Here is a 25,024-nt window from a genome sequence, read left to right on the forward strand (position 1 = left end):
TGATATATAAATTTAAATAGTAGTATTAGTTATAATATCAACTATTAAATCATTTAACAATAATCAGGAACTATTTGTGCAAGATAAATGATTATTTTTTATTTTTATTTGTTTATTTTTGATTAATTTACTAATCAGTGGCTGCTCTAGAATGTTATCACTTTTGTTAAATTTTATTCCCTTTTTTAGTAATAAACCTTGTATTAATTTTTGGATTAAAATTTCATTTGTTGATAAGATACTATTTTTTTGATTGTTATTATTAATGTTATTGCTATTAGTAATTATTATTGCTTTATCTTCTGTTTTAATATATGAAACAGCATTTGGACCAATTCCATAATAGTTTTCTAATAAACAATATGCAATAATATATTTTGATTGATTATTAGTATTTTTACTATAACTATAGTATTCATAGTTATCATATTTGTGTTTTTTTAAGAAATTATTAATGTATCTTTTAATAGTAAGATTTTGTTTGTGATTATAACTATCATAGCTAATATGAGGTGTTTTTAATTGCATACATATTTGTAAATCATTATTAACATCAATTACTGTTTGATGAGGAAGATTATATTTTAAATCAATTGAGAAATTATTAATTTTTAAGTTAATAGCATCATTAATAATTTTTATACTTTGTTGATAATTAAATTTGTTATTTAATTGATTTTGAAAACTAATTATTTTTCAAATTAAACGATTAATTTGAAATTTGGAAAATAATTGTAGAGTTGTGAAATTAGTATTATTAATAGTACATTCAAAGTTGTATTCTTTGATAGTGGTTGTCAATGGTTTAAGTAGTATTAATAATTGTTCTAAAAAAATAATTGGTAAAACTGACTTATTTTTGTTAGCAAGATAAATTGTTTTTAAGTTTAATTGGTATTTATTTATTATATTTGTTAATTCTTTTTTAATACTTTCTATAAAATAAGAATAGTTAGTATTTACTTCATGTTTAAAATTAGGTATTTCTATATATAAATGTTCAATAGTAGTTTGTGTATTCATAAATAAATGATACTATATTTATTTTAAATTACTATTAAATATTAAATATAATAAAAAAGATTTATTTTAAAATAAATCTTTTTTATTATATTTATTATGTTCTTGCTTTTCAATGTTGTTCTTTCGCAATATTTTTATTTCCTTTTGAAGAAATTTTAGTTTTTCAAGAAGGGTAATTTTCACCTTTACTTTTTGCATTAACAATATTCATTGGATCTAGATTATATAATTCAGTTGTTCCTTGTTGACTAGTAGGACGATGTAGAACAATAGTTCAAGAGTAAGTTTCTAAGTTATCTGCTGCGCTATAATCAGTGGTAAATGAATCACGAAACATTCAAGCACCACTATAATCTTTACGATATAATTTATCACTAACACCATCAATTATTTCCGCTTTTTCTCAAACAGCTTCAATTTGTTCTAATGTTCAATGGTGAGTAGTAACTTTTTGCACTTCGATTGTTTCTTTTTTTGTTTTTGTGTTTGTTTTCTCTATTATTGGTTGTGTTTCTTCAACAGTTATTGTTGTTGCTTGTTCATTAAAATTAGATGTTTCAGATTCAGAATAACTACTGTCTTTAACATCAAAACCACCTTGATTTTTTGGTTGGTAATTAGTTTCGGTATTAATATTACTTTCTGTTGTTGGTGATTTTGAATATATTGTTGTATCTTCTACACTTGTTTTTTCAACTGTTGGTTCTGAATATATTGTTATATTTTCAATATTATCATTTATTTCTTCTTCATTTGTAATAGATTCGGATTTAAGATTAGTAAGAGTACCTGGTGTTGGTGAAACAGTTTCGGCATGATAGGCACCTTGCGTTGGTGTTTGTGATAGTTCATGATTAGTATAATGGACAGTTGCTGTTGAAGGGTTAGTGATTATTTTTTCTTGTGTTAGATCTTGCTTAAGAACAGTATTGTTAGTTTCTTGGTTTGCTATTTGTTGTTCTTCATTATTTTGAGTTACTGGTATTGGTACGATGTTAGGAAGCGTTATCGTATCATCAACTTCTTGTTTTGCTATTACTGTTTCTTGTTTTGCTTTTGGTTTAGCAATAGGCATTAATAGTGTATTTGATTTGTATTTAGAGGTAATATTAATAATTAATCAAAGACTGTGGATTAATAAAAGTATTGCAAATAGCTCAGCCAACATTCATGGTAAAAAAGTTATTAGAAAGTTACCAGTTGTATTTATTATTTCGCCGTCTTTTTTATTAGCTAAGAAAGTAAAAGTTTTAAATCTAAAAATAAAAAATACAATAAGAAAGATAACAAATATTGCTGAAAAAATAAAACTTATTAAACAAAAAAGTGCTGATACACTATTTTTAGTTTTTAAAAAAATAAAAGGTACGACTACTAATGCTAAAGATAAACCAGAAACTATGAAAACAATAATACTTATTATATTGAAACTAATTTGTAAATTAGAATTAGGCTGTTGTGGATTATTGAATCATTTAATATAGTTATCAACTGCATCTCGACCAATAGTTGCTCATAAAGCCCAACCTATCATTAAACTTGTAGTAATTAGAAGACCATTAATAAGAATTGTTAATTTGCTATATAGACCAATACGATAAATTTTTGGTTCTTTCATTGAACTAGAATTTATTTCCTCTATCATAAAAATACCCCAATCTATTTTTAATATACTTACTCTTTTTATAATTATATCAAATTAAAAATTAAGATAGTGTCGTGTAATTAATTGGACTGGAAAAATGAATAATATTAATATATTATTCTAATTAATATTGGTTTTTTTAAATAAAATGAAAGTCTTTTTATTAAGATTATAATATTTACTTACATTTTATAGTGTTAATAAAATTAGTAACAAGCATATTTATTGATAGACTAAAAAAATAAACTATAATTTTAATTACTAATTTAATAAAGTTAATTCCTAATATAGAAATTTATCTATATTAGGAATTTTTATTAAATTAAAGTTTTAGAGAAAAGGAAGATAAAAAGATATGTTAAATAAAACAGTAAAATAAATAAAAATAATAATTTTCGAATAACTATGTTATTTAAATAATGAATTTATTAATAGTTAAAATATTAGGCATTAATGGAGAACTTGGTCATATAATAAAATTAAATAAGATTATTAATTTGAATGGAGAAAATTTATGAATAAAGAAAAAAGTCAAACAAAGATTAGTCATTTAGATAGATTAAAGTTAAAAACATCACCTAATAAAAAAGCGGCTGCGTTAAAAATACTTTGAGTAGCAGCAACACAAGTATTTCGTAAAGAATTAACAACAGAAATAACTATTTCAAAGCAATTATTAGGATTAGAAAAAGAATGTTTACAATCAGTAGTATTGAACTGTATTAATAAAGATTCTAAGCAAATAATTTGAACTAAAAATATTTCTTTACCCCTTGATGAACTATGTTTATCATTTGGCATGTATAAATTAAGTGTTACTTTGAAAAATCCAAATAAAGAGGAATCTAATTATTCTGGTTTATTAAATACAAATGATAAATCTGAAGAAACAATAGTATATGAATTACTATTTGATGGAAAATGATTTAAAATAAATGATATTGAAAGTTCCAATATAAATTTTGCAGAAAGATTAAAATACAAAATTAATGAATTAGAAAGTAATTTAGAATGTGATAGTGATTTTGATGACATTGAAAAAAAAGATATCAATGCAATTGATTTACAAACTCAATCATCAACAGTTAAATCTAAATTAAATTTACCAAACTTGTAAAAAATATTAAAAAGTTTATTGCATAATTTTAAAACTTTAGCAAAAATAAGTGTAAACTAAATAAACCTATTGTTTTTTATTTTTAAAATAATGGGTTTTTATTTAAATAAGGGGGAATCAAAATGAGTTTACAAACAAAAACTATTATTGAAGAAGAATTAAGAAATGTAGCAGATTTAACATAATTTACTAAAAATTTTATTAGGTGTCATCAAAATTGACATCATGGTGAAACATGTAAATTTGAAAATCATTTTGATGAAAAAGATAAAAAATGTTTTCAATTTAGAACAATTATTAAGAAACAAAATGAAGATTATTTTATTTATGATGAAATAATAAAAAGAGAAGATAAAACCTTTTTTTTATTAAGATTATATGATGATAAAAGAAAAAAAGTTTGAGAATTATTAATTTATTTTGAAAAAAATGAAATTGTTCAACAAATTAGACATTTACGTTATAAGCAATTTTTAAATGAAATTAAAAATAATGCAAAGCTTATAAAAAAAGAATCTAAACATACAACTATCATTAGAACACCATTTTTAGAATTTGTAAGAACTATTACAAATCAAAAACAAGATAATATTACAGAAGAAGTACAAGATAAATATTGAATTTTTAAAAGGTTTATATGAAAGATTTTTCATGGTTTAATATTTTTTATTGCGTGGGGTGCCACATCTCCTATTGCTAAAATAATTATCACACCAATAATTAGTACATTTGTTGTGTCAAGTGCTATTATGGGTTGATTACCTTTTACTATTGCTGGTATTGTTGCTGGTATTTGTTACAAAATTTTATGTGAATGTGCTAAAAAATTAAGACCAGTAATGTCTTTAATTGTAAAAGACAAGTATCAACTTGAATTAGAACAAAAAATAAAAGAACTAGAAAATAGATCAAATAATTTAGAAGAAGAAGTTCAATATTTAAAAGACATATCTTTAAATTCAAAAGAAGTAATAGAAGAAAGAATTTTAAACTGTTTGCTACAAACTAGAGAAAAAAATGAATCAAAAACTTTTGAAACTTGCAAAAAAGAATTAAATCGAAAATTTAAAAGAAATAAATTTTCAAAAAAATATTACCAATCAATCAATAAATGAAACGAAAAATGACAAGAAAATATTGCATTTTCAAAATATTTAGAACCTAAACATATAAAAAAAATAAAAGATGTTTTTACTGAAAATAAAAAAGAAAAGTATCAAATTGAATCCGAAGAAAAAACAAAAGAAATATGATCAGAATTTCAAGAATGAAAAAATAAACTAAAAGAGTTAGAAAAAGAAACTAGTGAAACTAGAGTAAATGGATTTATTCCAGAAGAAGATAATAGACAAAAATCACCAGCTAGAACTATGAAAAGAATGGGTCTGTAACTTTAAAAAAATATTACAACTTTAATTTACCAAATTTATTACTCTATACACAATATTGAAAATTTGGTAAATTAGTTTTATTTTTTATTTGAAAGTTATATAATAACACATAAGTAGTTACAAAATACTTAGATTTTAGAGAAAGGAGAAAGTATTAAAGAAGGGAGAAATAGAAAGAAATATGCAATTTTATTTACAAGCTGATGTTGGTCAAGCTGTTATAAATACATTAAAAGCTTGAGAATTTTGAAGTGCAATTTTAGCAACGATATTTGTAATTTTTTTAGGTTGATTTTTAACGAAGAGAGGGACATTTAAAAAAGACTGAGAAGCGGTTTTAATTAAAATTGTTATGGTTGTTGGTTTACCATCTTTAGCTTTTGATGGTTTTATGACAAATACAACAACAGAGCAAGTTAAAACGCAAGTTGCAATTTTACTAGTTGGTTTTTTATTCTATATGATACTGGGAATAGTTGCTAAATATTTTTATATTAAATATGATAAGGATATTCAAGATACATTAGCAATGTGTACTGTATTTGCTTCAACAACATTTTTTGGAATTCCTGTAGTAACAGCACTATTTGATAATGGAGCTGCCACCTTACCGGCTAATATTTTTAATATTCCATATCGAATATTTTTATATTCATTAGGGTTTATTGTAATGAGCAAACCTATTAAAGCAGCAGTAGTAACAAAAGGACAAACTGGTGCTGATTTTATTGTTGATACAAAACTAAATACTGATGGATATGCACAAATTAAATCAGAAATGAAAGTAATAAAAAGAGAAAATTTAATAAAGAATGTAAAGCAGATTTTTTTAAATCCAATTTTAATTGCAACTATGGTTGGATTTATTTTTTGAGTTACACAATTAATTCCTGGAATTGCTATTGTTCCTGATCAAAATGATATTACTAGTGGTCAATATTTTTCACCATTATGATTAGATAATACATTTCCACCATTGTTTAAAGTAACAAAAACTTTAGAGGCATTATGTACGCCATTAGCATGATTGGCAATTGGAATTACTTTAGCAAAAGGTAATTTTAAAGATGCTGCACAAGATAAAAAAGTATGATTTGGAATGGTAATGAAAATTATTTTTGCACCATTATTTGGATTAGCATTAGTTTGTGCAGTTGCGGCAATTGGAAAAGAAACTGGAGCATGAAAATTAGATACTTTTGGATTAGGCGTTATTGTAATCATGTTAGCAGCCCCCCCAGCATCAGTTATTGTTGCCTATTCAATTGCTTATAAAAAACAGCCATTGTTAACAAGTAATTTAACATTAATTGCTACATTATTTTCAATTATTTTATTACCATTTTGAGTAATTATTACTACAGCGATTGGCGCAACACCGTTATTTAGTTAAAATATAAACAAAAGAAAGGGAATAAAAATATGGCAAAAAAAATTAAAATGGTTTGTTATGGTGTTCGTAAAACAGAAAAGCTTTTTTTTGAAACATTAAATAAAAATTATGGATATGATTTAACGTTAATTGAAGAGTATTTAACAAAGGATAATATTGAAACGGCAAAGGGACATGAAGCAGTAATGGTTCGTGCTAATTGTGACTGTTATGAGCAAAATTTATTAAAAATGAAAGAATATGGCGTTAAATATTTATTAACTAGAACTGTTGGTTATAATCATATTGATTTAAAAAAAGCTCATGAATTAGGTTTTGAAATGGCATATGTACCTGGTTATTCGCCAAATGCTGTTAGTGAATTAGCAGTAAGTATGGGAAACGGCTTACTTCGAAATTTATTTTATAGTGCTAATCATCAACAAAATCATAATTTTAAAATTGATGATTTTATGTTTGCCAAAGAAATTCGTAATTCAACAATAGGTATTATTGGAACTGGCCGTATTGGTTATCAAGCAGCTAAGGCATGACATGGAATGGGAGCAAAGGTATTGGGATATGATATTTATGAAAGTGATCAAGCAAAAAGTATTCTAACTTATTGTGATTTAAAAACTTTACTTAAAGAATCGGATTTAATTTCATTACATTGTCCATATATTAAAGAAGAAAATTATCATTTAGTTGACAAGAGTTTTTTAGCAAAAATGAAGCCTGGATCAGTTTTAATTAATGTAGCTCGTGGTGAATTAATGGATTTACAAGCAGTTTATGATGCAGTTAAAAGTGGTCATTTAAAAGGTGTTGGTTTGGATGTTTTAGAAAATGAAAGCAAAGTTTTTTTCAAAGATTTTGCTGGAAAACCAACTCCCGATAATATTACAAATAAATTATTATCATTATATCCGCGTATTATTGTGACACCACATATTGGATCGTATACTGATGAAGCTATTAAAAATATGATTGAAATTACTTATGAAAATTTAAAAGTAATTTTATCTGGTCAAGAATGTAAAAATAAAATTTAATTTAATAATTGATTATAGTTATTTTACATACTGTATATGAAAAAGGTAATATAAATTTTAAAATATACTGATCTATTATGTTATAATAACATCAAACTTAATATAAGTTTTTTACCTATTTACTTTAAAATAAAGTAAATAGGTTTTTTATTCTAAATTTCAAATAAGAAAGATTAAAAGATATGTCCATTATAGAAAAAAGAGAAAAATTAAATAATAAAGTAAAAAATAATGTTACTCCCATTGAACTTATTGCAGTGGGTGCTGCAGCGGGTAGCACTATTGGAGTTATTACTGGTGCTGCAAAAGTTGTTGGTATTGGTGTTGCGGCTGTTAATTTAGTTGCTTCTACGGTTGCTAATGTTGCTACTAATGTGGCCTCTATTACTTGTGCAGCCGGAGGAGTTGCTATTCTTGGTGCTCCTACTATTATTGGTTTAGTTGCTGGGGGAGTTGCTGTTGGTGCCATTAGTGGTGCTATCGGTGGTGGTTTTGAAATAACTCAAATGTTAGCAAAAAAAGATGATGAAAAACAAGAAGAGCAAAAATTAGATTTTGAAGATTCAAAAAAATTATAAATTCAAATTTAGAAAATTTATATTCTTCAACAAGTGTATACAATTCTAATACATCAACAATGTAAAAGGTAATTTATTAAAACATATCAATTTCTTCTTTACTAAAAAATAAAATATATTTTTTAAATTTATTACTTTAAAATAAAGTAATAAATTTTATTTTAATTTTATAGTAGAAAAATGAAAAAATTATTCTTTTTATTACACATTTTTACACTAATAATTTTATATTTATTTTATTTTTTAAAAATAAAATAAATAATTGTTTTTTTAAAAAAATATTATATAATTTTATTTGTATTATTTAACTTAAAGTTTAGTATAAATAAACAAAAGGAGAAAATAATCAATATGAAAATTGGAAGAAAGTTAAAAACTTTAAGATTGAAACACAATTTAACTATGGAAGAGTTAGGGAAACGTTGTGATTTATCAAAGGGATTTATTAGTCAGTTAGAGCATGATGTTTCTTCACCCAGTATTGAAACACTAAAAAGTATTTTAGACATTTTTGATTGTCCATTATCAACCTTTTTTGCTGGTGAAGTAAAAGAAAAAATAGTTTTTAAATCACAAGATGTTACTGTTAGTGACGAAGAAGATTATCAAATAAAATGAATTATTCCTAATGCTCAAAAATTAACATTAGAACCAGTAATTTTAACTTTAAAACCATTTGGTAATTCAAATAAAATTCCGCCATTTCAAGGTCAGATCTTTGGATATGTATTAAGTGGAACAGTATTTGTTCATTATGGTGCAACGAGAGTAAAAGCAGTAGCTAATGAAGCATTTTATATTAAAGGTAATGAAAAACATTATTTAGAAAATCCCAATAATTCAATTGCAACTATTTTATGAGTTTCAAATCCACCAATTTTTTAAACCATTTAAAGGAGGAAATTATGAGTGTAAATATTTTAGAATTACGTAATATTACCAAAGAATATGATGGTAAAGTTGTTTTAAAAGGAATTAGTTTAAATATTCATGAAGGTGAATTTCTTACCATTCTTGGTCCTAGTGGTTGTGGAAAAACAACATTATTAAGGATTATTGCTGGTTTTGAACAACCAAACAATGGTCAATTATTGTTTAAAGGTAAGGATTTAACTAAAATTCCAATTCATAAAAGAGAAATAAATACTATTTTTCAAAATTATGCTTTATTTCCACATTTAAATGTTTTTGATAATATTGCTTATGGTTTAAAGTTAAGAAAAATTGATCGTGAAAAAATCAAAAAAGAAGTTAAAAAAGCTTTAGATTTGGTTAAATTAAATGGTATGGAAGATAAAGATGTTAATGATTTATCTGGTGGTCAAAAACAAAGAGTAGCAGTAGCTAGAGCATTAGTTCTTAATCCTAAAATTTTATTATTAGATGAACCTTTTGCTGCTTTGGATTTGAAATTACGTCAACAAATGCAAGTAGAATTAAAAAAAATTCAAGAAGAAATTAATATTACTTTTATCTTTATTACTCATGATCAAGAAGAAGCATTTATTATGTCAGATCGGGTAGTTGTTTTAAATCAAGGTCAAATTCAACAAATTGGGACACCACAAGATATTTACAATGAGCCTGAAAATAAATGAACATCACAGTTTGTTGGTAGCTCGAATGTTATTGAAAATGGTGTATTTGTTAATGATTATTGTGTTCGTTTTGACGGTAAAAAATTTGCATGCTCTGATACTGGTTTTGGTGAACAAGAACGTAATATTGATATTGTTATTCGACCAGAAGATATTGATTTAGTTAATGCAGGTAGTGGTTTTTTTGATGGAACTATTAAAACTATTGCTTTTAAAGGATTATTATGAGAAATTGAAATTATTGCTAATAAACGCAAATGGATAGTTCATACTACTGATAATTTTGAAGTAGGTAACCGTGTTGGTTTAAAATGAAATGTTGAAGATATTCATGTTATGTGAAAGGAAATTGAAGAGTAAAATGAAAAATTTGTTTAAACGTAATATTAAAACACAAATTTTAAAATCACAAGATATGTTAGTTAATAATTCAAATCCAGAAAAAATTATTGATAATCAAAATAAAAAAAAAGTATAGATTTAAAAAATGGTTTAAACTTAAAAAAAATAATGTTTCTTTACAAGAGGTAGCAAAAAATAAATCGAAAATGAAACGAGTAAAAAAGAAAAAAGCATTGTTATGTTGAAAAAAAACAAACCAAAAAATAAGTTTTATTAAAAATAAAATCAAAGATAAATCAGTAAATTTTGGTTTTAAATCATGAGTTACGCTTGCTTATCCATATTTATTGGTGATGGTAATTTTAATTGTATTGCCATTATTAATTGTAATTTTATATTCAATTATTAAAGCAACTAATAATGCTTGAATATTTCGTTTTACATTTAGTAATTTTAATGATTTTTTTAAAGAAAATAGTTATGTTATGGTTTTATTACGTTCAATTGGTTATTCATTTGTTGCCACTTTAATTGCTGTTATTTTTGGTTATCCCATTGCTTATATTATGGCTTTTATGTCCACAAAAATTGCTTCAAAAAATATTTGGGTTTTAGTTACTTTACCAATTTGAATTAACATTTTATTACGTACAATTGGATTACAAATTATTTTTAGTATTTTAGGTCCTAATGTTTTATTAGGAACTCCAATTGGTATTATTTTAGCAATGGTTTATATGTTTATGCCTTTCGTTATTTTACCAATTTATAATTCTTTAGAAAAAACAGATCGCAATTTATTAGAAGCAAGTCAAGATTTAGGAGCTTCTAAGATGAAAACATTTTGAAAAGTTACCTTTCGTTTTTCAGTGCCTGGTATTGTTTCTGGTTTTACTTTAATGATGTTAAGTGCTATGACTTCACTAGTAGTAGTTAAATATATTGGTGAAGGAAAAACTATTTTAATTGCAAATATTATTGAATCATATTTTTATCGTGGTGCTAATTTTGCTTATGGTGCTGCTATTTCTGTTATTTTAGGTATTATTGTTTTAATTATTATTTTTACTTTAAAAGCGATTGGTAGTTGAGCTACTGGTAAAAAAATAGGAGGTATTAATTAATGAGATCTTTTTTTAAAAATAGTTATTTAGCTATTATCTTTTTATTATTTTATACTCCAATTTTAGTTTTAATGATATTCTCTTTTAATGGTGGCGATTCAGTTCGCAGTTGAAATTCTTGATCATTGCAACCTTATTACGATTTATTTCAACAAAGTGAACTTTGAGAATCGGTTAGTGTAACATTAATTGTTGCTTTTATTTCTACTTTTGTTGCTGTTATTATTGGTACGTTTGCTGCTTTGGGTTTAAGTAAAACAAAAAAAATAACACGTAATATTACTTTAGGGATTACTAATATTCCTTTAGTTAATGCTGATATTGTTACTGCTGTTTCTTTAATGTTATTATTTATGGCATTTGGTTTTAGTTTTGGTCTTGGAACATTAATTTTCGCTCATATTTCTTTTAATATTCCTTATGTTATTATTACTGTTTTACCAAAAATTAGATCAATAAATATGTCACAATTAGAAGCAAGTCAAGATTTAGGAGCGACCCCTTGATATACGCTACGTAAAATTGTATTACCAACAATTAAACCGGCAATAATTGCCGGTGCAGCTATTGCGTTTGCTATGAGTTTTGATGATTTTTTAATTTCTTATTTTACTGGCGGTAATACTTCTAACGTTTCAACTTTTATTTATTCTTTAAAACGAATTAAGCCTTATATTAATGCTTTTTCAACAATAATTATTTTATTAATTGCAGTACTTATTATTTCTTGAAATACTTATATTCTTTGCAAAAAACAAATTAAACAACGTAATGAAAAAATTGATAAAGGTATTTATCATGATAAAAAAATTATTAAAACTGAGAAGTTGTTAACTAAATATTATTTACAATTAAATGGTTTTAACTATAAAAAGGTTAAGAGTAAAGGTAGAAAGCGTAAATCATTATATAGTGATGGTAATTTTGAAATTGTAACTGAGCAAGATATTATTAAAATTCAAGATTATATTAAAAATCACCCGAAACTTATTAATCAAATTTCTAAACTTGAAGCAAAACTTGAGATGGAATCAATTTGAATTGAACATATAAAGAATAAGATTAAAAAAAAGAAAGAGTTAAAAGAAGAACGCTCAAAATTAAGAAGAGAGAAGTATCGTTTTTTACTATGACCGTGAAAATTAATTATGATTAGTATCATCTTATTATCAAGTTTTATTAGTTTGGGTGCTTTCTACATTTATACTAATGTTTATGATTTATCAATTGCTAATTGAGGCGAATATATGAATCCCAATATTTTAAAAGAATTTGAAAATAAATATCAAGTTAAAATAAAATATTCAACTTTTGATGATAATGAATCATTGTATGCTAAATTGTATACTACTAGTTATGATGTAATGGTTCCTAGTGATTATATGGTGGCTAAATTAGCAAGTGAAGATAGACTTTTTCCAATTGCATCAAAAAATTCTGCAGGTGATATTGAATATGATAGTAGAATTGATTTTAATCCCAAAGAAGATATAAATCATGATTTATATGAATTAATGAATAATTATCGAGTTGAAAATAGTGATGGAATTTTAAATAAATTTGGTTTAAATAGTTATAGTATTCCTTATTTTTGAGGTGATGTTGTATTAGTAATTAATACTACTAATACAAATAATCTTAGTGATCTTGGTATTAAAGCTGATGGTTCAAATGTTCAATGAAGTGTTTTAACAAATGCTGCAAAATTGGGTAAACGTATCGTTTTAAATGATGATATGCATAACTTATTTATGACTGCGCTTACTGATTTACACTATAAAAATAAATGAGGAGAAAATACTGGTTCAGGTCAATATAATCAAGTAGGAAATGAATTTTCTGATAATATTAATGCTCATAGTCCAATTGAAATTAAAGATGCAAGTGATTGGTTAGAACCAGTTATCAAAAATAAAAATACAAAATTATTAAATGATGATATTGTTGATGAAATTAGTAATGAAAATAAGTGGGATGTAGCAATGATGTATAACGGTGATTTATTATCTGCAATTGCTGATGATCCTGCTTCTTATAATGGTAAGTACCTTGTTGTTAGACCATATATGGGGACTAATGTTTGAAATGATGATATGGTAATTAGTAAAGATTCTCCTCATAAAGATTTAGCTTTTAAATTTATTAATTATATAATGCAAAAACAAACACAAGTTGATTTAAGTAGTGAATTTGGTTATACCTCACCTTTACAAGCAGCTATGGATGAAGTTAGTACTAATTTTTCAGCAGAAATTTGAAAGCATGTATATATTCCAAAAAATGGTCAATTACCTGATCCATTAGATCCAAGTAAGCATCATGAAGGATATTTTAACGGTTTATATACTCGTAGTTTTGACCCACAAATGCAAACTGCTTATAATAGATTATTAGCACGTTAATAAAATAAATTGTAATATTAAGTTTAAAAAAATATAAAAAAATATTGTAACTTATAGTATAATTTAATACGAAAGGGGTTAATTCATTGTGGCACGTCGTAAAAAGTGAGAAAAAGAAGACAAAGAAAAAATATGAAACTATTCTATTCAAAAAATGGAGAAATATTTTAAAGGATTATCTGAATTTTGAACATTGAATGTGCAAGCTCCTTGTCCGTGATGTTGTTTGCCAATGATAAAAGGTGCTTATCAAGGTGAACAACCAACTTCAGCATTTGCTTGAAATATTGATCACATTGATGGTGATCCAAATAATAATAGTTTAGAAAATTTACAACCAATGCATGTTGAATGTAATATTAAAAAAAATTAATCATAAATTAAAAATTCAATGACTATTTAATTCAATCATTGAATTTTTAATTTAATTTTTATCTTAATTAAGAAAAATTATTTTGAAAATTATTTTACTATTAGTGTTCTTTTTAATTAAAAATATTCAATCTTTTTTTAAAAAGAATATGTCAATATCGAGTGAAAATTTCCCAAAAATATTTTTTAAAAAATAAATTATTTTGAAAAGTTATACTGTTAAATAAACATAAATTCCAAATAAATTCTTTTCTAGATAAAAATAGAAATAAAGTTTTTTAATTTTTTAAAATTTTTTGTATAATTAATTTATACAAAAAATTATATAAGTTTTTAACTCATTATTTTATCTTAAAATAAATGAGTTTTTTTATTATTTATTCAAAGGAGAAAAGAAAAAATGTTTAAAGTTAAACCTAATTCACCAGTTTATGAATTTTATTATTCTGAAATAAAAAAATTAGAGGGTAAAATTAAAGATAATAAAGAATTAGATAATATAATAAATACTGAAAAAAATCTTAAAGAAGAAATAGAAAAACTAGAAATATATCTAAAAACATTAAATGAAAATTTAAAAAAGAAATATAAAATAATTCCATATATTGAAAAATTAAATATATATGATTTAGAAGATAAAATCGAATCAAAAGGACAAAAAAGGGTTGATAATGTAGGAAAATATTTAAAATTAAAATCAAGTTTAGATTATGATTTTGATTCAATTTTTGAACAATGAAAACGCAGTGCAAACAGTGAAAATCAACCTTTAACAAGTGGATATAAACCAAGCTCACCACAGATGTAAAAGGGGAAGATATTGCATTTGCAATATCTTTATATCTTTAAAATTGATTTTAAGACACCAAATTTGCTCATATACAAATGTTTTAAAATTTTATATGGTTTAGTATTAATAAAATAAATCTCTTCTAAAATATGTTTTTTTACTTTTAATTAAAAATTATTGATATCCATATCTTCAAGGATGGTCTTTATTTGGTATATAAACTTTTTTAGTTTTTATCAAATCTTCTTTAATAATTGGTTTTAATGCTATTTCTTTTAGTTCATATATTTTATTATTATAACTAAGATAGAATTCATTAATAAATGATTTAAGTACAATTACATCAGTTCTAGGTTGTATATATTGAACTTTGTTATTTTTATAAGGAAAATATTTTTTACCATAATATGTTATAGTTGAACCACTATCTGTTTTTCTTTTACAAAATCTTGAAAGATAAACATTTATTTCATTTTGTGTAGGAGCTTTAACCATAGCAGATTTATTATCATCAATAGGAAAAGCAAACTGATTATTAAAAATGTTTATATATGTTTTAAGAAATTTATTACCATCTTCTAAATTTTTAATTTTATTAAGTCGTAATTCACTAATTAAGCGACTTTGAAGTGTTCCAAATAATCGTTCAATTCTGCCTTTAGCTTGTGGAATTGAGGTTCTAATTACTTCAACACCTAAATCATTACAGCATTTTTGAAATTGAGTATAAGTATCATTTTCTGTGTTTATTTTACCTGAATCAATTTTTTTCTTATATCCAAAAACTGTTCTATTATCAGTATAAAATATCTTTGGTATGCCATATTTAGTTAAAATTTGATAAAAAACATTATAATAACCATCTAATGTCTCTTGGTGATCAAATCATAGTCCAACAATATTTCCTGTAGCATCATCAATTGCAGCATGTAAAAATGCTTTTGGTTTATCGTTACCAAATCAATGATGATTACTTGCATCTATTTGAATTAATTCACCAAAATTTGTTCTACGATTTCTTGTGGGATGCAAGTTATTTTTTTTATTCTTATGTCTTTTTGGTGAAGTGATTTTTTCTTGAATTAATAGATTATAAACTGTACTATATGCAATTTTAGTGTTTTCTTCATTAATTAATTTTTCCTGAAAATGTTGAAAATTAAAATTATAATATTTTGTTTTATATAAGTTTATAATTTTATTTTTAATTTCTATTTTTGTTGCCTTATTAGAAATTTTATTGCGAGATTTATGAATAAAACCAACTTTACCTTCTTTATTAAAAATTTGAATTAATTGGTTAATTCTTCTAATAGTTAGGTTAAGTTTATTTTTGGCTTGATGTTTAGATAATTTATTAATAACAATGTCATTTATAATTTTGTATTTATATTTTTCTTTCATAGTCATGCTTCTTTCCATTTTTATTACCAAGTATATTTAACTTCACTTTTTGAGAAATTTTCACTCGATAACTAATAGGAAATTATCACTAAATAATGACATTTTTTAAAAAGAATATTGTCTTTTTTTATAATAAGTGTAATATTATTTTTAAGGACAGAGTATTTCTTTCCTTATAATTTTAATAGGTGTATAGCAAAGTTTATATAATTATTAAAATTATTAATATTAAAATATAAAAACTAAATTTAATTGGTTTACTTTAAACCTTAGTTTTATTTTATTAAAACTAAGGTTTAAACTATTTTAATATTTTTTCCTATTTTAATATTTTAGTTAAAAATAGCAAGTTAAAGCGTTAAGCTATATTTTTCACTTTAGATTATTTAAAAAATAATGCTAGGAAAGGATTGTTAAAATGAAATATAAAATAAATAGTAATAGCCCGAGTAAAGATATGGTTAATCAGGATAAACATAAAAAAATAAAAACAGGATCTAATTCAATATATACAATTAATGTTAAAAAAAATAAGAAGAAAAGAATCTTATTATTTTCGTTGTATTTATTAGCATTTGGTTCTACAACAGTTACTACAATATTACTCTTACATACTACTGCTGCTTTCAATAATTCTGAATTTAATCCTAATTCTAATAATAAATTATGAGATGATTATTATCAAAAACATCATCGTAACTCTAAACCTATTAGTTTAAATTCTACTATTGCTTATTTTAGTAAATCAACAAATATTGTTAATTTTAATGTTATTGAAAATGCTGCTGATAATGGTAATATTGATTTTACAAATGTTTTAAGTAGTATTGATAATAATTTACAAAAAACTGATCCTAAAATTGAAAGTGATATTGATAATGATAATTCAAATTTATTACCAATTAATTTTTTCTTAAATGCTAATTATAATCCATCAGTTAAGTTTACTGTTGGTAAGGATAAAAAACCGATAACTAATACTTCTTTTATTTTGCCAAAGAACTTTAATGAGTCTAAAAGTTATGTTTTAAATTGAACAACTAATGATCAAGCATCAATTTTTGGTATTGAAAATACTAACATTAATATCGAAATTAATATTAATATTATAAATCAAGTTGCAATTAATATTGCTAGTTTACCAGTTAACTTTCCTGATAAAATTATTAATATTACTAATCCTGAAAATGCTACTATTGATTCAATAAAAGATAAATGATTAATTCCAACAATTCAAGATCAATTTGCAACAACTTTAAGTAAAGCATTAAATGTACCCAAAAAAGAAATTAAACCTAGTTATTACAAAATTGAATTTCAAAATGGTTCAGAATCACAAAACTTTACTAAAAGTGTTCCTGTTCAATTTTCAATTACATCTTTAGATAATAATCCTTGAAACTTTACAGGAAAAAAAGATGATTGCACTATAAATGTTAAAAATGATATTGCTGATTTAAGTAGTATGAAAGAATTAACTAATGAAATTGAAGCACAATATAATAATGATAAAGATAATAAAAACTTTCAAATTACTTTAGATAATCAAAAAGATAAAAATGGTAACTATATTAATGCTGATGTTAGTTTATCAGAAGATAATCTTAAATTTATTAATGATCAAATTATTAAAGGTGTTCAAACAATTTGTCAAAATTATTTCCAAAAAAATTATTCAGATCTTAATATTGAAGATAGTGATTATACAATATCAACAAATTTAAAAGTTGGTGATAATATCTTTAATAATAAGTTAGGTAAAAATATTGAAATAAAAATAACTGCTAGTCCTAATGATCATAAATTAACAAAAAGTTTAGATAGCATTAAGGCAATTGTTCATGGTCATAATAAAAATAATATTACTGGTAATTATTATTCACCAAAAGATTTTGCATTAAAAGGTATTTGATTAAAAGATGGTCAAGATGCAAATATTTTACAAGAAGGTCAACATTTTTATGAACAAGATAATTTATTAGGTAATTGAATTACTAATAAAGATAGTTTATTAAATACAATTAATAACAATTCTTATCGTCCAGTTGAGAATGCATTTACTGGACAGTTCACTATGAATTATTTATTAGATGGTGACACAAAACCAAGTGGTATGTCAGTTGATATTAGTAAAGATATTAAAGTTGGTAAGGTAAATAATTTCTGAGATTTAATTACTCAAACAAAAAGTATTTTTCTAGAAACCGATGTTGCAGTAACAACAAAATCGGGTTGAGAGTTAAATAATGTAAAACTAGTATTTACTGACATCGAAACACAACCAACTAAAGATAATACACTTTATACTCTTGATTTATCAGAAAGATTTGCTGGCAAAACTATTAGTGATCGTGCTACTTTAACATTCCCTGATTTTAATTTTAATTTTAATTACCAGTTAGTAAGTTAAAAAAAGGAAAAACTAATATGAAACAATTACTAATCATTTTAAGTACATTAACAACATTAACTTTAACAAGTGGTAGTATTATTAATACTATTGATGATACTAGTACTACCATTAATAAATTATTAGCAAATAAATCATCAATAAGTGATTCTGTAACTTCATTATTTAATAATCAATATGGTTATTTAAGTAGTAGTGATTGAATTACTAATCAAATAGATAATAACTATTATAGTTATGATACTAGTCATGCTAATTATTTATTAAGTGATGGTAAGACATCAGCACGAACATTATTTACTGTTGATAATAAAGGTGAATTAGTTTATAAAAAGGATGCTGTAATACCACCAAAAGATAAAGTCGAAGTTGATGCTACTAAACAAGAAATGATTACTCATAAAAAAATTACCACAGTTAAAGATAAATATAATCTATATAGTAAAAGTGAATATTCTCATACATATTTTAGTGGTGATAATACTGATTGACAATATATTCAATTTGGTGGAGTTGAAAAACATATTGATATTTCACAACAAGTAGGTGCTGATAAAGTTGAACATAGCAATAGTTTAAGTGAAACATTAGGTTTATATTATATTGCAAAAGCAGCACGTGAAAATAAAATTAGTAAAGTAGTAGCTGTTAATTTAGGAACATATTTTATGAGTCAAACAAGTATTAAAGATAGTTTTAATAAAGATTTAACTAGTAAAATTATTAATTTAATTAGTTACTAATAATAATATTTTTAATTTTATATATGATTCACCAATGAACGTAAATGATAAAAATTATTCAATCAATTATATTTGTGATAGTAATAATAATATAATTTCTATTTATTATACAAAATGAAATAATGATAATCTTGTTTCAAATATCAATGTTAAAACTTATGAAAGTTATAGTGGAAATAATGATTATGGTATGTGATATTATGGACCTACAACTGTTATTAGTAATTTTACGCAAGATGGTAAGATTGCTAGCTGAAAAGATTTTATTACTATATATCCAACATTAACTTTTGATGATAATTCATTTTTTTCTGTTTATTGTCAATATGGTAAGGAACAATATAGTGGTTCAAAATTAAGCATTGATACTTCTAAAATTGATACTAGTTACAATTTTAATCATAACTTTTGATCAGTAAGTGTTAATCATGATGGAGGAATATTTGGGGCTCATGTTGAAATAAAAGCTGATGCACAAATTTGACATGATGATCATAATATTTATATTAGTTATAGATGATATGAATATTCTAAATTTGCAACGGAAGGTGCTTTTTTCTCAACTACACTAAATCAATCATCTTTTATTAACATTATGAAATAAAATTTATAAAATGTTATATCTATTATTATAGATTAATAAGATATTTTAATTTATAAAAAATATTATTTTAGGATACTAAAAATAGAAAGGAAAAATACAATGAAACAATTATTAATTACTTTAAGTACATTAACAACATTAACTTTAACAAGTAATAGTATTATTAATACTATTGATGCTACTAATACTACCATTAATAAATTATTAGCAAATAAATCATCAATAAGTGATTCTGTAACTTCATTATTTAATAATCAATATGGCTATTTAAATGATAGTGATATAATAACTAATCAATCAATAACTGATCATAAGTTTTATAGTTATGACACATCAGCTTTAAAAAGTTATACTTTTGCTAATGCAAGAGATGTTTTTTTAGTAAATAATGAAGGAACTTTAATTTATAATCCTGATGTTATTATTCCTACTGATCAAAAATTAAATATTGAAAATACGATGCAAGAAATGATTAGTCATAAAAAAATAACTACAGTTAAAGCAAATTACAATTCTTATAGTAATAGTCAGTATTCATCTACCGATTTTAGTGGTGATAATACTGATTGACAATATATTCAATTTGGTGGTGTTAATAAACATATTGATATTTCCCAACAAGCAGGTGCTGATAAAGTTGAACATAGCAATAGTTTAAGTGAAACATCAGGTTTATATTATATTGCAAAAGCAGTAATTGAAAATAAGATTAGTCAGTCAGTTGCTATTAATTTGGGAATATATTTTATAGCACAAAGTAGTTTAAAAGGAAAAATTAATAATGACTTAATTACTAAAATTATTGATTTAATTATTAATAATAAATATGTTTATAATTTTATGTTAAATATGCCATTTTCAAATGATGATACGAGTTATGCCATTAGTTATATTTTTGATCATAATAATAATAATATTAAGTTAAATTATAATCATTATAGTTACGAAAAAAGTAATACAAGTAATTTTGAAACTCATGTTAGTCCTGGTCCTTTTGCTTCAGTTGATTATACAGGTGATATTTATATTAATTATCAAGATTTATATTATTTAATTAATAATCAAAATAATTGAGATGTAATTTATAAGTATTTTACTAATGGAAACTTATTTGATTATAGTAATATGGAGCATGAAATTGGTGATAATTGAACTTTTAAAAATTTTTGAAATTCTATATTTAAAGATAATTTAACAAAATTTTTAAATAATGTGGGTGTTAATGGAATAATAATTCATATTGACTGTTATGGTACAGATATATGACATCCTTCATTAGTTGATAAATTTTATATTAAAAGTATTTCTCAATGAAATTAAATACTTACATACTAAATTTACTTTTTAAAATGAGCATTTTATTAATCTTCTTAAATAAAATTAATAAAGTGTTATATTTAGTATAGATTAGCCAGATATTTTTTATAAAATAATTTTTAGTAAACTTAAAACGAAAGGAGAATGTAACATGAAACAATTACTAATGACATTAAGTACATTAACAACATTAACTTTAACAAGTAATAGTATTAATAATACTATTGATGTTGCTAACACTACTGTTAATAAACTATTAACAAATAAATTATCAATAAGTGATTCTGTAACTTCAATATTTAATAATCAATATGGTTATTTAAGTAGTAGTGATTGAATTACTAATCAAATAGATAATAACTATTATAGTTATGATACTAGTCATGCTAATTATTTATTAAGTGATGGTAAGACATCAGCACGAACATTATTTACTGTTGATAATAAAGGTGAATTAGTTTATAAAAAGGATGCTGTAATACCACCAAAAGATAAAATCGAAGTTGATGCTACTAAACAAGAAATGATTACTCATAAAAAAATTACCACAGTTAAAGATAAATATAATCTATATAGTAAAAGTGAATATTCTCATACATATTTTAGTGGTGATAATACTGATTGACAATATATTCAATTTGGTGGAGTTGAAAAACATATTGATATTTCACAACAAGCAGGTGCTGATAAAGTTGAACATAGCAATAGTTTAAGTGAAGCATTAGGTTTATATTATATTGCAAAAGCAGCAAAAAATAATTTAATTGATAATGCTATTGCTAATAAAATAGGTCAATATTTTATGACGCAAAGTAGTTTAAAAGGACAAATTAATGATAATTTAATTAATATTATTATTAATTTAATTAGTAACAATAATAATATTTTTAATTTTATATATAGTGCACCAATGAATGTAAATGATAAAAATTATTCAATTAATTATATTTTTGATAAAGATAATAATTTAATTGAAGTTTATTATACTGAATTTGATAAATCAAATATAGAAAATAACTTAAATTATAAATGAAATGATTCATATAATTGATTTAGTTCAAATTATAGTGATTATTCTAATACATATACAATAGTAAAATGAACTGACTATGCAAGTGATTGAAATACTTTTACTAATAAATATCCAACTTTTAATTTTGATGCTAATTCATATTTAAAAGTTTCAACGGGAAGTGGTAAAGAAGACTATAAATCTTTAAATTCTCAAGTCGCAACAACAAATATAAAAACTAATCAACAAAAAGATATTGATAATTCAATTTTTCAAGTCAATATTAGTACGTGACCACCATATGATCCAAATTACCCAGGAGGTGTAGGAACTGCTATTGATATTTATTTAGAACTTTGACGTGATGATAATAATATTTATTGAAAATGACATATAATGACAGCTACTTTTTTAGGTTCAACTTCATATTCTGATGTTAAATTAAATAATATAACATTTAATAATATTATGAATTAAATAAATATGTTTTTTCAAAGTAATTATTTATTATTAAATTTAATTACGATTTTAAAAATGGTAAAAAGTAAAAGAAGGTATTGTAAATGAAACAGTTTTTATTAACTCTAAGTACAGTAACAACATTAACAATAGCAAGTAATACAATGTTTAATAGTATGATGATAGTGGATCAAAAAAACAATAGTGCTAGTAAAAAGAAAATACTACCTGTCATTCCAATAAATCAAAATAAATCATTATTTAATAATCAATATGGTTATTTAAATAATAATGATTGAATTACTAATCAATCAATAATAGACAATAAGTATTATAGTTATGATACTAGTCATGCTGATTATCCATTAAGTGATGGTAAGACATTAGCACGAACATTATTTACTGTTGATAATAAAGGTGAATTAATTTATAAAAAAGATGCTATGATAACAGACAAAGATAAAGTTGACGTTAATAATACTAAACAAGAAATGATATTTCATCGTAAAGTTGCTACTATTAATAATCCAACTAACAGTTATAGTGGTAGCCAATATGATATTAATTATTTTGCTGGTGACGGTATTAATTGAAAATATGTTCAACAAAGTGAAGTGGAAACTCATATTGATATTTCACAACAAGAAAATGCTAATAATGTTGAAAATAATAATAGTTTAAGTGAAGGTTTAGGACTATATTATATTGCTAAGGCAGTAAGAGAATCAGATGGCTCTTTTAAAGAACAAGATGCTGATATTTTAGCACACTATTTTATTACTCAAAGTAGTCTAAACGGTAGTTTAAGTGATGTTTTAATTGACAAAATTGTTCATTTATTGATTACTAATGATAATGCTTATGATTATATGACTAATGTTCCGTTTTTAACTAATGATAATAGTAAGTATACAATTAATTACATTTTTGATGAGTTTAACAATATCATTCAAATTTATTACAGTTATTATGATAAAGCTTTTGATCTTTCAACTTTGTCATTAATAATTCCACAACAAGTAATATCAGTAAAAACACCAGAAGCAACTCCAATTACTGATATAAAAGTTAATTTAGTTAGTAAAATTTAAACAGAATTTAAACAAAAATTAAGTCAGCAATTAAAAATTAATTCAGAAGATATTAATGATAAATATTACAATATTTTTATTAAAGATAATAAACAAAATCAAGATTTTACTAAGGCAGTAAATATTGATTATAAAATAACTAGTTCTTGAAAAAATGCTAATCAATTAAATTTTGCAGGTACTTATCAAGGACAAGTTAGTGTAATTAATAAGTGTGTTGATTTAAGTAATGAAACAGATTTAAAAAATATTATTGAAAATGCTTACTATCATCAAAATGATAAATCTAAATGATTAAATGTTGATGTTGATAATACTATTGATAATAAAAATGTTGACACTAAATTAACACAAACTACTTTAGATTTAATTAATACTAATATTAGTACTACTATTAAAGTTATTGTTCAAAATTATTTTAAAACTCATGATACTGAACTTATTATTGATGAAACAGATTATGATGTAACAACTACTTTAGCGGTGGGTGATAATATTTTTAATAATAAATTAGGTAAAGATTTTACAATTAGTATTAAAGATAACGGTTCTACTTATAAATTAAAAAATAGTTTAGATAATATTAACGTTACTATTCATGGTCATAATAAAAAAAGTATTGCTGGTAATTTTTCAAGAACACCTTTTGATTTAGATGGTATTTGGTTAAAAGATGGTAAAGATGCAAACGTTTTACAGGAAGGTCAACATTTTTATGAACAAAACAAATTATTAGATAAATGAATTTCTAATAAAGATAGTTTATTAAATACAATTGTTAATAATTCTTATTATCCAATTGCTGATAGTTTTGGTGGAAACTTTATTATTAATTATATATTAGATGGCAAAAATAAAGGTAGTATGACAGCTGATATTAGTAAAGATATTACTAGCGATAAGGTAACTAATTTTTGAGATTTAATTACTAAAACTAAAAGTATTTTTTTAGAAACTGATGTTTCAGTAAGTTCAGATTGAGCTTTAAATAATGTAAAATTGATATTTACTAATGATGAAATACAACCAGCCAAAGATAATACGCTTTATATTTTTGATTTATCAGACAGATTTAAAGGTGAAACTGTTAGTGAACGTGCTACTTTAACATTTCCTGATTTTAATTTTAATTTTAATTACCAATTAATGAGTTAATAAAGAAAAGAGAATATAAA

The 25,024-nt window shown here is 23.4% G+C and carries 21 protein-coding genes; 18 read left to right on the forward strand and 3 right to left on the reverse strand.

Features of this window, described 5'->3' with window-relative positions; genetic code table 4:
- Window positions 1-12: 12 nt before the first annotated feature.
- Both AAHM95_RS08590 and AAHM95_RS08595 read right to left on the reverse strand, forming a co-directional pair.
- Window positions 13-1,023 (reverse strand): hypothetical protein, encoded by a 1,011-nt coding sequence (locus tag AAHM95_RS08590; RefSeq protein WP_338976159.1) that lies wholly within the window; start codon window positions 1,021-1,023, stop codon window positions 13-15.
- A 94-nt stretch (window positions 1,024-1,117) separates the two neighbouring features.
- Window positions 1,118-2,668: a TLC domain-containing protein gene (locus AAHM95_RS08595; RefSeq protein ID WP_342274649.1), complete on the reverse strand. Its 1,551-nt coding sequence runs from the start codon at window positions 2,666-2,668 to the stop codon at window positions 1,118-1,120.
- A gap of 514 nt (window positions 2,669-3,182) precedes the next feature.
- Here AAHM95_RS08595 and AAHM95_RS08600 point away from each other — a divergent pair.
- The 11 genes from AAHM95_RS08600 (at window position 3,183) to AAHM95_RS08650 (ending at window position 14,827) form a co-directional block, all read left to right on the forward strand.
- Entirely contained in the window at window positions 3,183-3,785 is a 603-nt protein-coding gene (locus tag AAHM95_RS08600) for a hypothetical protein (protein ID WP_342274650.1), read from the forward strand.
- 749 nt (window positions 3,786-4,534) lie between these two features.
- Window positions 4,535-5,176, forward strand: a complete 642-nt coding sequence (locus tag AAHM95_RS08605; RefSeq protein WP_342274651.1) for a hypothetical protein — start codon at window positions 4,535-4,537, stop codon at window positions 5,174-5,176.
- Between the two features lie 181 nt (window positions 5,177-5,357).
- A complete protein-coding gene (locus AAHM95_RS08610) occupies window positions 5,358-6,569 on the forward strand; it encodes an AEC family transporter (RefSeq protein ID WP_342274652.1) in 1,212 nt (403 codons plus the stop codon).
- A 29-nt stretch (window positions 6,570-6,598) separates the two neighbouring features.
- A complete protein-coding gene (locus AAHM95_RS08615; protein ID WP_338977719.1) occupies window positions 6,599-7,603 on the forward strand; it encodes an NAD(P)-dependent oxidoreductase in 1,005 nt (334 codons plus the stop codon).
- A 182-nt stretch (window positions 7,604-7,785) separates the two neighbouring features.
- Window positions 7,786-8,181, forward strand: coding sequence for a hypothetical protein (locus AAHM95_RS08620; protein ID WP_338975021.1), 396 nt, complete (start codon window positions 7,786-7,788; stop codon window positions 8,179-8,181).
- 351 nt (window positions 8,182-8,532) lie between these two features.
- Window positions 8,533-9,066, forward strand: coding sequence for a helix-turn-helix domain-containing protein (locus AAHM95_RS08625; RefSeq protein WP_174481534.1), 534 nt, complete (start codon window positions 8,533-8,535; stop codon window positions 9,064-9,066).
- Window positions 9,067-9,086: 20 nt separating this feature from the next.
- Window positions 9,087-10,139: a spermidine/putrescine ABC transporter ATP-binding protein gene (potA, locus tag AAHM95_RS08630; protein WP_286640486.1), complete on the forward strand. Its 1,053-nt coding sequence runs from the start codon at window positions 9,087-9,089 to the stop codon at window positions 10,137-10,139.
- Window positions 10,140-10,327: 188 nt separating this feature from the next.
- Complete coding sequence (gene potB / locus AAHM95_RS08635) at window positions 10,328-11,245, forward strand: spermidine/putrescine ABC transporter permease (protein WP_342274653.1); 918 nt, start codon at window positions 10,328-10,330, stop codon at window positions 11,243-11,245.
- The gene (locus tag AAHM95_RS08640; RefSeq protein WP_342274654.1) at window positions 11,245-13,647 is read left to right on the forward strand and encodes an extracellular solute-binding protein; all 2,403 of its coding nucleotides are present in this window, start codon (window positions 11,245-11,247) and stop codon (window positions 13,645-13,647) included. Before potB ends, AAHM95_RS08640 begins: the two co-directional genes overlap by 1 nt.
- Before the next feature lie 88 nt (window positions 13,648-13,735).
- The gene (locus tag AAHM95_RS08645) at window positions 13,736-14,020 is read left to right on the forward strand and encodes an HNH endonuclease signature motif containing protein (protein ID WP_252319983.1); all 285 of its coding nucleotides are present in this window, start codon (window positions 13,736-13,738) and stop codon (window positions 14,018-14,020) included.
- A gap of 399 nt (window positions 14,021-14,419) precedes the next feature.
- Window positions 14,420-14,827: a hypothetical protein gene (locus AAHM95_RS08650; RefSeq protein ID WP_342273977.1), complete on the forward strand. Its 408-nt coding sequence runs from the start codon at window positions 14,420-14,422 to the stop codon at window positions 14,825-14,827.
- A gap of 156 nt (window positions 14,828-14,983) precedes the next feature.
- Here AAHM95_RS08650 and AAHM95_RS08655 read toward each other — a convergent pair whose 3' ends face one another.
- Complete coding sequence (locus AAHM95_RS08655; RefSeq protein ID WP_342274655.1) at window positions 14,984-16,231, reverse strand: ISNCY family transposase; 1,248 nt, start codon at window positions 16,229-16,231, stop codon at window positions 14,984-14,986.
- Window positions 16,232-16,631: 400 nt separating this feature from the next.
- Between AAHM95_RS08655 and AAHM95_RS08660 the strand changes: the two genes are divergently transcribed.
- From AAHM95_RS08660 to AAHM95_RS08690, 7 genes are all read left to right on the forward strand, one after another.
- On the forward strand, window positions 16,632-18,623 hold the full coding sequence (locus tag AAHM95_RS08660; RefSeq protein ID WP_342274656.1) for a hypothetical protein: 1,992 nt from the start codon (window positions 16,632-16,634) through the stop codon (window positions 18,621-18,623).
- 17 nt (window positions 18,624-18,640) lie between these two features.
- Complete coding sequence (locus tag AAHM95_RS08665) at window positions 18,641-19,366, forward strand: hypothetical protein (RefSeq protein WP_342274657.1); 726 nt, start codon at window positions 18,641-18,643, stop codon at window positions 19,364-19,366.
- Between the two features lie 34 nt (window positions 19,367-19,400).
- Entirely contained in the window at window positions 19,401-19,970 is a 570-nt protein-coding gene (locus AAHM95_RS08670) for a hypothetical protein (protein WP_342274658.1), read from the forward strand.
- A gap of 99 nt (window positions 19,971-20,069) precedes the next feature.
- Complete coding sequence (locus tag AAHM95_RS08675; RefSeq protein WP_342274659.1) at window positions 20,070-21,290, forward strand: hypothetical protein; 1,221 nt, start codon at window positions 20,070-20,072, stop codon at window positions 21,288-21,290.
- A gap of 148 nt (window positions 21,291-21,438) precedes the next feature.
- On the forward strand, window positions 21,439-22,776 hold the full coding sequence (locus tag AAHM95_RS08680; RefSeq protein WP_342274660.1) for a hypothetical protein: 1,338 nt from the start codon (window positions 21,439-21,441) through the stop codon (window positions 22,774-22,776).
- An 86-nt stretch (window positions 22,777-22,862) separates the two neighbouring features.
- Window positions 22,863-23,849 (forward strand): hypothetical protein, encoded by a 987-nt coding sequence (locus AAHM95_RS08685; RefSeq protein WP_342274661.1) that lies wholly within the window; start codon window positions 22,863-22,865, stop codon window positions 23,847-23,849.
- A gap of 483 nt (window positions 23,850-24,332) precedes the next feature.
- Window positions 24,333-25,004: a hypothetical protein gene (locus tag AAHM95_RS08690; protein WP_342274662.1), complete on the forward strand. Its 672-nt coding sequence runs from the start codon at window positions 24,333-24,335 to the stop codon at window positions 25,002-25,004.
- Window positions 25,005-25,024: the final 20 nt, after the last annotated feature.

The organism is Spiroplasma endosymbiont of Phycita roborella, from assembly GCF_964031195.1.
Taxonomy (GTDB): Bacteria; Bacillota_I; Bacilli_A; order Mycoplasmatales; family VBWQ01; genus Spiroplasma_E; species Spiroplasma_E ixodetis_A.